The sequence below is a fragment of the Arthrobacter sp. genome (genome assembly GCF_031179385.1).
In the GTDB taxonomy this organism is placed as follows: domain Bacteria; phylum Actinomycetota; class Actinomycetes; order Actinomycetales; family Micrococcaceae; genus Arthrobacter_D.
Genome location: NZ_JAPSHV010000019.1, coordinates 22,787 through 33,297 on the forward strand (window position 1 = coordinate 22,787; position 10,511 = coordinate 33,297).

Annotated in this window: 9 protein-coding genes and 1 tRNA gene; 5 read left to right on the forward strand and 5 right to left on the reverse strand. The window is 61.4% G+C overall.

Annotated features, from left to right (window positions below; translation table 11 throughout):
• Positions 1 to 5 precede the first annotated feature (5 nt).
• From msrA to epsC, 3 genes are all read left to right on the forward strand, one after another.
• Entirely contained in the window at positions 6 to 530 is a 525-nt protein-coding gene (gene msrA, locus RIF85_RS05095) for a peptide-methionine (S)-S-oxide reductase MsrA (protein ID WP_309070830.1), read from the forward strand.
• Positions 531 to 603: 73 nt separating this feature from the next.
• Positions 604 to 1,539, forward strand: a complete 936-nt coding sequence (gene cysK, locus RIF85_RS05100; RefSeq protein WP_309070831.1) for a cysteine synthase A — start codon at positions 604 to 606, stop codon at positions 1,537 to 1,539.
• 25 nt (positions 1,540 to 1,564) lie between these two features.
• Positions 1,565 to 2,152 (forward strand): serine O-acetyltransferase EpsC, encoded by a 588-nt coding sequence (gene epsC, locus RIF85_RS05105; RefSeq protein WP_309070832.1) that lies wholly within the window; start codon positions 1,565 to 1,567, stop codon positions 2,150 to 2,152.
• A gap of 125 nt (positions 2,153 to 2,277) precedes the next feature.
• On the opposite strand, the gene gndA is transcribed toward epsC, so the two are convergent.
• Complete coding sequence (gene gndA / locus RIF85_RS05110; protein ID WP_309070833.1) at positions 2,278 to 3,714, reverse strand: NADP-dependent phosphogluconate dehydrogenase; 1,437 nt, start codon at positions 3,712 to 3,714, stop codon at positions 2,278 to 2,280.
• Between the two features lie 208 nt (positions 3,715 to 3,922).
• Here gndA and RIF85_RS05115 point away from each other — a divergent pair, with 208 nt between their 5' ends.
• Positions 3,923 to 5,953, forward strand: a complete 2,031-nt coding sequence (locus RIF85_RS05115; RefSeq protein WP_309070834.1) for an acyltransferase family protein — start codon at positions 3,923 to 3,925, stop codon at positions 5,951 to 5,953.
• Positions 5,954 to 6,061: 108 nt separating this feature from the next.
• On the opposite strand, the gene RIF85_RS05120 is transcribed toward RIF85_RS05115, so the two are convergent.
• The 4 genes from RIF85_RS05120 to RIF85_RS05135 form a co-directional block, all read right to left on the reverse strand.
• A tRNA-Val gene (locus RIF85_RS05120) sits at positions 6,062 to 6,137 on the reverse strand.
• Positions 6,138 to 6,220: 83 nt separating this feature from the next.
• Positions 6,221 to 7,171 (reverse strand): NAD-dependent protein deacetylase, encoded by a 951-nt coding sequence (locus RIF85_RS05125; RefSeq protein ID WP_309070835.1) that lies wholly within the window; start codon positions 7,169 to 7,171, stop codon positions 6,221 to 6,223.
• A complete protein-coding gene (locus tag RIF85_RS05130; RefSeq protein ID WP_309070836.1) occupies positions 7,168 to 7,659 on the reverse strand; it encodes a redoxin domain-containing protein in 492 nt (163 codons plus the stop codon). Before RIF85_RS05130 ends, RIF85_RS05125 begins: the two co-directional genes overlap by 4 nt.
• Entirely contained in the window at positions 7,660 to 8,079 is a 420-nt protein-coding gene (locus tag RIF85_RS05135) for a DUF3052 domain-containing protein (protein WP_309070837.1), read from the reverse strand.
• Between the two features lie 391 nt (positions 8,080 to 8,470).
• On the opposite strand from RIF85_RS05135, the gene aceE reads away from it, so the two are divergent.
• A partial coding sequence (gene aceE, locus RIF85_RS05140; RefSeq protein WP_309070838.1) for a pyruvate dehydrogenase (acetyl-transferring), homodimeric type occupies positions 8,471 to 10,511 on the forward strand: 2,041 nt, incomplete at its 3' end.

A 10,511-nucleotide genomic window follows, 5' to 3' on the forward strand; every position in this document is an offset into this window, starting at 1 on the left:
AGACCATGATGACTTTCGTGCTGGGTGGGGGCTGCTTCTGGTGCCTTGACGCCGTTTACCAGAAGACCCGAGGCGTTACCGATGTGGTGTCCGGCTATACCGGCGGCCATCAGCAGGATCCGGACTATGAATCGGTGTGCGCGGGGATTACAGGACACGCTGAGGTCGTCGCGGTGACCTTCGATGAAACTGTCGTTCCGGTCGAAGTGATTCTTGGTATCTTCTTCGCCTCCCATGACCCGACCACTCTCAATCGCCAGGGGTACGACGTCGGCACACAGTACCGCTCGTCAATGTTCTATCAGGACGCCGAGCAGAAAGAACTGTTCGAGCGTGCCATTGAACGTCACCAATCGGACTGGGCGAACCCCATTGTCACGGAAGTGGTGCGGCTCCCCACCTTCTATGTGGCGGAGGAATACCACCAGAACTTCTACGCGAAGCATCCCGAGCAGGGCTACTGCCAGGTGATTATCAATCCAAAGTTGGCCAAGGCCCGGAAATATTACGCTGAATGGCTGGTCGCATAGTTCTGCATCTGGTCGCTGGCTAGGCTGAGCACAGTTTTGCTTCAATTCCGGACGTAACCCAGACAGGATTCTCATGGCACCGATGTACGACGACGTTACCCAGCTGGTAGGCCGCACTCCCCTGGTACGGCTCAACCGTCTGACCGAGGGGTTGGACGCCGAGGTTGCAGTCAAACTCGAGTTCTACAACCCCGCCAACAGCGTCAAGGACCGCATTGGCGTCGCGATCATTGACGCGGCCGAGAAGTCGGGCGCCCTCAAGCCGGGCGGCACCATCGTCGAGGGCACCTCGGGTAACACCGGAATCGCGTTGGCGATGGTGGGTGCCGCTCGCGGGTACAAGGTGGTCCTCACCATGCCTGAGACCATGTCCACCGAACGTCGGGTCATGCTGCGCGCCTACGGGGCCGAAATCGTACTGACACCCGGCTCTGAAGGAATGCGCGGCGCCGTCGACCGCGCCAAGGAAATTGTCGCCTCCAGCGAAAACGCCATCTGGGCGCAGCAGTTTGCGAATGAGGCCAACCCGACGATTCACCGCGAAACGACAGCAGAAGAAGTGTGGGCGGATACTGACGGCAAGGTCGACATCTTCGTCTCCGGCGTCGGAACCGGCGGAACGGTGACCGGTGTCGGGCAGGTACTCAAGGAGCGCAAGCCCGGTGTCCAGATTGTTGCGGTCGAGCCGGCGGACTCGCCCATCCTCAACGGGGGCACACCTGGACCACACAAGATTCAGGGTCTGGGGGCCAACTTCATCCCCGAGCTTCTGGATACCTCGGTGTACGACGAGGTCATCGATGCCAGTGTCGAAGACTCGGTGCGCGTCGCGCGAGCCCTTGGCACGCAGGAAGGCATTCTCGGCGGCATCTCCTCAGGAGCGATTGTTTGGGCTGCCCTTGAGCTGGCCAAGCGCCCGGAGAACGCCGGTAAGCTCATCGTTGCGATTGTCTGCGACTTCGGAGAGCGTTACATCTCCACCGTCCTGTTCGACGACATCCGGGGCTAGAAATTCCTTCGACAGAGAGTGGTCTGTGAGCTTCCTAGCGAGACTGCAAGAAGACCTCGAGGCCGCGCGGGCGCACGATCCCGCGGCCCGGGGGAACGTCGAGAACGGCATTGTGTATTCGGGCTTGCATGCCATCTGGGTGCACCGGTTGACGCACCGGATGTGGCAGGTTCCCGCGCTTCGGTTCCCGGCGCGAGTCCTCGCGCAGGCGGCCCGTTTCCTCACCGGCATCGAGATTCATCCCGCAGCCACAATCGGCCGGCGGTTCTTCATAGACCATGGGATGGGCGTGGTGATCGGCGGCACGGCTGAAATTGGCGATGACGTCATGATGTACCAGGGTGTGACTCTCGGAGGCCGCTCACTTGAGAAGGTGAAGCGGCATCCGACCATCGGCGACCGTGTCACGATCGGTGCGGGTGCCAAGGTGCTCGGCCCGATCACCATCGGTGCGGGGAGCGCAGTAGGTGCCAACGCCGTCGTCGTCAAGGACACGCCCCCGGATTCCATCGTCACGGGCATTCCGGCCACGTTCCGGCATCGAGATTCGGCGCGCGAGACGCTTCCGGCAGTGGATCCGGCCGAGTACATCGACCCGGCACTGTATATCTGACAAGACATATCTGCGACCACATATCTGAGGCAATATTTCTCAGATGATCAGCCCCACAACGAAGGGAGCGCCCCGGCAGGTTAGCCTGCCGGGGCGCTCTTTTCTCTACTGCTTCGTCTACAGCGTCAGTGGGTGTCGACTGCTTCCACTTCCGAGCGGTCCTCGCCCCACAGCGTGTGGAAAGTACCTTCGGCATCCACGCGGTTGTAGGTGTGAGCGCCGAACAAGTCACGCAGGCCCTGGGTGAGGGCTGCAGGCAGGCGCTTGCGGCGAAGGCCGTCATAGTAGGCCAGCGACGAGGAGAAAACAGGAACCGGGATGCCCAGCTGCACAGCAGTGGCCACAACCCGTCGCCAAGCCGGGACAGCTCCGGCGATGGACTCGGCGAATGCCGGAGCCAGCAGGAGGTTGGCAGGCTTCTCTTCAGCGGCGTAGGCCTTCATGATGTCGTCGAGCAGTTCAGCGCGGATAATGCAGCCGGCTCGCCAGAGCGAGGCGATCTCGTCCAGCTTGAGATCCCAGCCGTACTCCTTCGCTGCGGCCGTAAGCATGTCGATGCCCTGCGCGTAGCTGACGAGCTTCGATGCGTACAGAGCGAGCCGAACGTCTTCGACGAAGCCTTCGGGCAGCTCGACGGTTCCTTCGTGGCCCTCCAGGATGCCCTGCGCCAGTTCGCGCTGGCCCCGCTGGGATGAGAGACCGCGGGCGAACACCGATTCGGCGATGCCTGACGTCGGGCTGCCCAGTTCCAGTGCCGAGACAACCGTCCAACGTCCGGTGCCCTTCTGCCCGGCCGAATCGACGACGACGTCGACAAACGGCTGGCCGGTGCGTGCGTCAGTATGGGCGAGAACTTCAGCCGTAATCTCGATAAGGAAGGAGGAGAGGGTTCCTGTGTTCCAGTCGGTGAAGATCTTGGCCTGCTCAGCAGGTTCGATGCCCGCAGCGGTGCGGAGGACATCGTAGGCTTCGCCGATGACCTGCATATCGGCATACTCGATGCCGTTGTGCACCATCTTGACGAAGTGTCCGGCGCCGTCGGTGCCTACCCAGCGGCAGCAGGGTTCACCGTTGTACTTGGCGGAGATCTTCTCCAGCATGGGGCCGAGCGAGTCGTAAGACTCCCGCGAGCCGCCCGGCATGATGGAGGGACCGAGGAGCGCCCCTTCTTCGCCACCTGAAACGCCGACTCCCACGAAGTGGAGGTTCTTCTCCGCCAGTGCTGCTTCCCGACGACGGGTGTCCTCGTAGTGTGAGTTACCGGCATCGATGACGATGTCCCCGGGCTCCAGGAGCGGCTCAAGCTGTTCGATGACGGAGTCAACGGGAGCACCCGCCTTGACCATGATCAGGACGCGGCGCGGCTTCTCGAGCGAGTCAACCAGCTCCTGAAGCGACTCTGTCCGAATGAAGTCACCTTCACTGCCGTGCTTCTCCAGCAGGGCGTCGGTCTTCTCAACCGACCGGTTGTGAAGGGCTACGGTGTACCCGTTGCGAGCCAGGTTTCGGGCAAGGTTAGCCCCCATGACGGCGAGGCCGGTAACGCCGATTTGTGCACTCATCAAGTCTCCATCTGCAGTTTTGCCCCGTGTCAGGGGCACATCACTAAGCGACGCCCCTGTGCGCCTTGGCCCTCCCACCCTATTACCGGCGTCACGGTCGAAGCCAGACGGCGCCACGGGCGGCAGGTAATCAGTCGCAACATTCACGGCCGGGCTCAGGAGCCGTGGAAGATGCACGGACTGTTACAGGATTGATATCTTTGGTCAAATGGTCACCTCCCAACTCAATGCCGCGAGCAAATCAGCTGGCTCTCCGTCCGGTTTTCGATCGGACATACAGGGTCTGCGCGCATTGGCTGTGCTTGGGGTAGTCCTCTACCACGCCGGAGTTTCTTTTCTCCCGGGTGGATACACCGGCGTCGACGTTTTTTTCGTGATATCAGGCTTTCTCATCACGACCCATCTGGTGCGCACTCTGCAATCGAGGGGAACCATCTCGTTTGCAGACTTTTACCTGAAACGTGCGAGGCGTATCCTCCCGGCATCGGTCCTGGTATTGGTTGCGACAACTATTGCCGCCTACCTATGGATCCCAAGAGTTGATGTTCCAGGCGCATTTCAGGATGCGGCCGCTACTGCCTTGTATGTCCCGAACATACGTTTTGCCGTAGAGGGCACCGACTACCTGGCTGAGACGGCCCCGTCGCCTTTCCAGCATTATTGGTCGCTCGGCATCGAGGAACAGTTTTATCTCATCTGGCCCGCCGTCCTCGCCGTCGCATTTCTTGCGGTGCGGAAGTCGGTTCGGGGGTTGTTCGCTGTAGCTGCCGTCATGGTTCTGGGCTCGTTCAGCATCAATCTCTTCCTGATGCAGGTCTCCACCCCCTGGGCCTTCTTCTCGCTGCCGAGCCGAGCCTGGGAACTCGGCGTGGGCGCAATGGTTGCGCTCCTTCCCGGGTCCGCGGCAGTCCCGGTTCTGCGAGCCGCCCGCCCCGCACTGACTTACCTGGGTCTCCTGGGCATCGCTGGCTCCTTCCTCCTGTTCTCTGAAGACACCCCGTTTCCAGGCTTCGCCGCTCTTCTGCCGGTTCTGTCCACTGCGTGCGTCATTCTGGGAGGCTTTTCACCGGTCACCCATGCACGGCTCCTGTCGAGTTCGCCCATGCAGGCGATCGGTCGATGGTCCTACTCGATCTACCTCGTTCATTGGCCGATGCTGACGATCCCTCAACTTGCCGCCGGTACGGAGAACCCGCTTCCTCTAGCGCTCACCTTGGCTTTGGGAGCCGCGAGCATCCCTGTCGCGACACTCATCTACACATATGTCGAGGAGCCTCTCAGGAAGCCGTGGAGTGGACGTTTCTCGTCGACTCCACGTTCGCTTACGCTGGTCGTCAGCGTCTCGGTTGTGTGTGCGATGGTTGCCCTGTCGCTTGCCCAGGCTGTGGAACGCGCCCGACTTACCGCTGGCGGAACGGCGCAATATTCAGCCGGAGCCCAATATCCGATCGGCACGTCATTCGTTCCGGAGAACATTGAACCCTCGCTCGAGGAAGCTGCCGCGAGTGTGCCTGATACCTACGCCGACGGCTGCCACCTCGAACAACTTGAGACTGAGATCCCCGCGGGATGTACATACGGTCCCCAGGAAGCTGAGCTGGACATGGTGCTGTTCGGCGATTCCCACGCACAACAATGGTTCGGGGCGCTTGAGACCGTGGCAGCGGGCGGCTCCTACAGGTTGCATACGCTGACCAAATCATCATGCCCCTCCGTTGATCTCATGATCTCCGTCAAAGACGCGCCCTACACCCAGTGTGAGGAGTGGAAGAAAAGAGCGCTCGAAAAAATCAGGGATCTTGATCCTGAGCTGGTTGTTCTGGCGAATTACGGGCGGGTTCAACCCGCTGATTCTTCAACACCGCTTGAACAGCAGTGGGCAGAAGGCCTGAGCTCGATGATCAGCCAGATGCCCGTGGGGGCTGAGGTCGTTGTCCTTGCGGACACCCCTCAGTTTCCGGTTGCGCCCGCGTCCTGCCTGTCGCGGAACCTCGAAGAAGCAGATGCCTGCAGCGTACCGCGCGACGACGCGATCGATGCTTCACGGCAAGAGGTAGAGCGGGAAGTCGCAAACAGGCACGGTAGTCACTACATAGACCTGACGTCGTATCTGTGTACAGAAGCGTGCCCCGCGATCATAGGGAATGTGTTGGCGTATCGCGACGAACACCATCTCTCACGTCCGATGTCCGCGGCGCTCGGAGCACCGTTGGCTGCAGCAATCGAAGGAGTGCTTTGATTCGAGGACGCACCCGACGTTCCATCGGCAAACGGCGATTGTCGTGGCGAAACGAACAAAAAAACCCCGTGGTAACCGGCCTTTCGGCCCGAAACTACGGGGTTTCTGTGGTGGGTCCTACCGGGATCGAACCGATGACATCCACGGTGTAAACGTGGCGCTCTACCAGCTGAGCTAAAGACCCTTGGAGCGATGAAGTTGGGGAAACCGCCCCTCACCACGAGGAATTACTTTACCGGATCCATGCGGCCCAACGCCAATCAGCGCTCAGAGGTCCTGCGCCTCGCCGTCCTCGATGTCGGGTAGGGCCTCTGACAGATAAGCCAGGGCTTCAGAGACGCCCACCTCGAGTTTGATCGCTGCGAACTCGTCACCGCGCGTAGCACCCCTGTTGATGATGACCACGGGCTTGCCGTTTTTCGCTGCGTGCCGGACGAAGCGCAGGCCGCTCATCACGGTCAGTGACGATCCGGCGGCAAGGAGGGCACCGGCATCGTCAACCATTGCGTACGACCGTTCCACACGATCCTTCGGCACATTCTCACCGAAGTAGACGAAGTCCGGCTTGAGCATGCCACCGCATACCGGACATGGCGCAATCCTGAAATCAAAGGTGTCGTCCACATCCGCGTCTGCGTCGGGCGCCACGTCGCCGGCGTCCCCCGCGCGCTCCAGGTATCCGGGATTGAGCCGTTCGAGCAGTTCCGCAATATCTCCGCGAGCAAAGGAGGTGCGACAACTCAGGCACACCACGCGATCGTAGGTCCCATGCAGATCGATGACATTGGCGCTGCCGGCCACGGAGTGCAACCGGTCGACGTTCTGGGTGATAAGCCCGGTGAGGAGTCCCCGGCGCTCCATCTGCGCCAGGGCCCGGTGCCCATCATTGGGATCAGCCCGCCTCAGGTGATGCCAGCCCACATGGTTGCGGGCCCAGTAGCGTCGCCGCAGGGCTTCATCGCCGACAAACTGCTGGTAGGTCATCGGGTTTCGGGGCACCGAGTTCGGCCCACGATAATCCGGGATCCCCGAGTCAGTGCTCAGCCCCGCCCCGGTCAGAACAGCAAGCCGCTTGCCCGCAAGGAGATCAACAGCTGAATTGAGGCCAGCACGTTCCGCCGAGGACAGCGCGCTTCCGGCCGATGCCTCGGAGCGGGCGAGCCCTGTCGTCCCGAATCCAGGAAGCGATGAGGCATGCGGCAGCGGCGAGGACGTCATAGCGAAGGAGCGGTTTCTGTCGGCTCAGACAGATTCCGGAGCACTGTCCGGTACTCGTCGAAGGATCTTCCCTGCCCAAGCGGAGCATCAATGCGATTCACCAGCACACCCGTCGCATCGATGAAGAACGTTGTACGGCATGCGTACCCCTGCTTTGAGTCCAGCACTCCGTAACGTTCGGCAACTGCACCGTGAGGCCAAAAGTCAGCCAACAGATCGAAGTCGTAGGCCCTCTGGTCGGCGTAGGTGCGGAGGGCGTACTTGTGGTCCACGGAAATAGCGAGGACCTTCGCTGACCGCCTGCCGAACTCGTCCAGATGTCGCTGGAGTTCATCCAGTTCATCCGTGCAGACCCGCGAGAACGCAAACGGATAGAACACCAGGACCACGGACGCACCCAGCGATGCGTCCAGAGAGACAAGCTCCCCGTGCTGGTTGGGAAGCTCGAATCCGGGAGGGCGTTCACCGATTGTCGGCGGAAGCGTCATCTACTGCTTCCGGCGGGCAACCAGGCGCGTTGCAGCCCAGTCCCGCGAGACCCCGGCGGATGAAGTGGCGTGAAGGCCGGCGGTGGGGGCTGCCTCCTGAATTTCCGACGGCGCCACGTAGCCGTCCCGGCCGGATTTCGGCGTAAGCAGCCAGACGACGCCACCCTCGTCCAAACACGTGAGTGAGTCAACCAGAGCGTCAACCAGGTCGCCGTCGTCGGTTCGCCACCACAGCACCACACCATCGACTACGTCCTGGTCATCCTCCGTGAGGAGTTCGGAGCCGATCTCATCTTCCAGATCGGCGCGGAAGTCGAAATCGACGTCCTCGTCGTATCCAAGTTCCTGAACAAGGTCGCCGTCCTTGAAACCCAGTTTGCCCGCCACGCTTCCTGCTGTGGCGGCTTCGGCCTCGCTCACTTTTTTCCTCCCGAAAGGCTGCGTTGATCCCGGTGATACCTCTGACCCCGGGCACACAGTACGTTGATATGCATTATTACCAGCCAACACCCTTAAGCGCTACGCTTCAACCTGCGCACGCCGGGCCGGCACGACGACGCTGCGGCCGGTGCCCCTCGTTGCCATCGCGTGGGACGCTTGAGTAGGGCACCGTGAAGAGCGCGGGCGCCCGTAACGAAGCCCGCAGGGATCCATCCAGCTACGCAACAAACTTCCCACAGGGCTAGAGTGTCACAGTGAATCAATAGGTCAGGCGAACGCCGATCGGGTTCTGACAGCTTCGTCGAGCAACGGCCCGAAGCACAAAGTCGTAGACGTCGCAGACATAATCTGCGGATTGGGAGGGTTTGGCATGGTTGCTGATCAGGGGATTGTGGGTACGGGTACCGGTGGGGACTCGGATCCGGAGGAGACGGCTGAGTGGGTTGAGTCCTTTGATCAGCTGGTCGACGTGCGGGGTTCTGAGCGTGCGCGTGAGGTTTTGGGGCGTCTGTTGGCGCGTGCGGGTGGCCGGTCTGTGGGTCTTCCCAGCGTTGTGACCACCGATTATGTGAATACCATCCCGGTTGATGAGGAGCCCGAGTTCCCTGGGGATGAGGAGATCGAGCGGAAGTACCGGGCGTGGATGCGTTGGAATGCCGCGGTCATGGTGCACCGTGCGCAGCGTCCGGAGATCGGCGTCGGCGGGCACATTTCCACGTATGCGGGGGCTGCGACCCTGTACGAGGTCGGGTTCAACCATTTCTTCAAGGGTAAGGATCACCCCTCGGGCGGGGATCAGGTGTTCTTCCAGGGCCACGCCTCCCCGGGGATGTATGCGCGTGCGTTCCTTGAGGGCCGGTTGAGCGAGGAGGATCTTGACGGGTTCCGGCAGGAGAAGTCCAAGGAAGGCCACGCCTTGTCGTCTTATCCGCATCCGCGGTTGATGCCGGAGTTCTGGGAGTTCCCGACCGTGTCGATGGGGATCGGGCCGATGAACGCGATCTACCAGGCGCAGAACAACCGTTACCTGCATAACCGGGGGCTTAAGGACACCAGTGATCAGCAGGTGTGGGCGTTCCTCGGTGATGGTGAGATGGACGAACCCGAATCGCGTGGTCTGCTTCAGTTGGCGGCCAATGACGGCCTGGACAACCTGAACTTCGTGATCAACTGCAACCTGCAGCGCCTTGACGGGCCGGTGCGCGGTAACGGGAAGATCATGCAGGAACTCGAAGCGTTCTTCCGCGGCGCCGGCTGGAACGTCATCAAGGTCGTGTGGGGCCGGGAGTGGGATGACCTGCTGGCCAGGGACACCACCGGTGAGCTGGTGAAGATCATGAACGAGACCGCTGACGGTGACTATCAGACCTACAAGGCCGAGTCCGGTGGGTTCGTCCGTGATCATTTCTTCGGCAAGACCCCGCAGACCAAAGCCATGGTTGAAGACCTTTCCGACGCCGAGATCTGGAACCTCAAGCGCGGCGGGCACGACTACCGCAAGGTTTACGCCGCGTACAAGGCCGCCACCGAGTTCAAGGGCAAACCCACCGTCATCCTGGCCAAGACCGTAAAGGGCTACGGCCTCGGACCGCACTTCGAGGGCCGCAACGCGACCCACCAAATGAAGAAACTCACGCTCCAGGATCTGAAGGAGTTCAGGGACTATCTCCGTATCCCTATCGCGGATGAGGCGCTGGAAGCCGATCCCTATTGTCCTCCCTACTACCATCCGGGAACCGATGCGAGGGAGATTCAGTACCTGCTGGACCGGCGTCGGGCTCTTGGTGGATTCGTTCCGGAGCGTCGTTCCCGTGCGGCGGAACTGCAGCTGCCGGGAGACAAGGCCTATGAGGTTGCCAACCGCGGATCCGGGAAGCAGCAGGCAGCCACCACCATGGCGTTCGTACGACTGCTGAAGGACCTCATGAGGGACAAGGGCGTGGGTTCGCGGATCGTCCCGATTGTGCCGGACGAATCACGGACCTTCGGGATGGATGCTTTTTTCCCCACGGCGAAGATCTACAACCCGAACGGCCAGAACTACCTCTCGGTGGACCGCGACCTGATACTCGCATATAAGGAGTCCCCGGCCGGAGCGATACTTCACCCGGGCATCAACGAGGCCGGCGCCGTTGCCGCATTCACCGCTGCGGGAACGTCCTATGCGACCCAGGGTGAGCCGCTCATCCCGATCTACGTGTTCTACTCGATGTTCGGGTTCCAGCGCACCGGCGACTCCTTCTGGGCCGCCGGTGACCAGATGACCCGCGGTTTCATCATCGGTGCCACCGCCGGACGCACCACCCTCACCGGTGAAGGCCTCCAGCACGCTGACGGCCACTCACCGCTCCTCGCCTCCACCAACCCCGCAGTCATCACGTACGACCCGGCCTACGGCTATGAACTGGGCA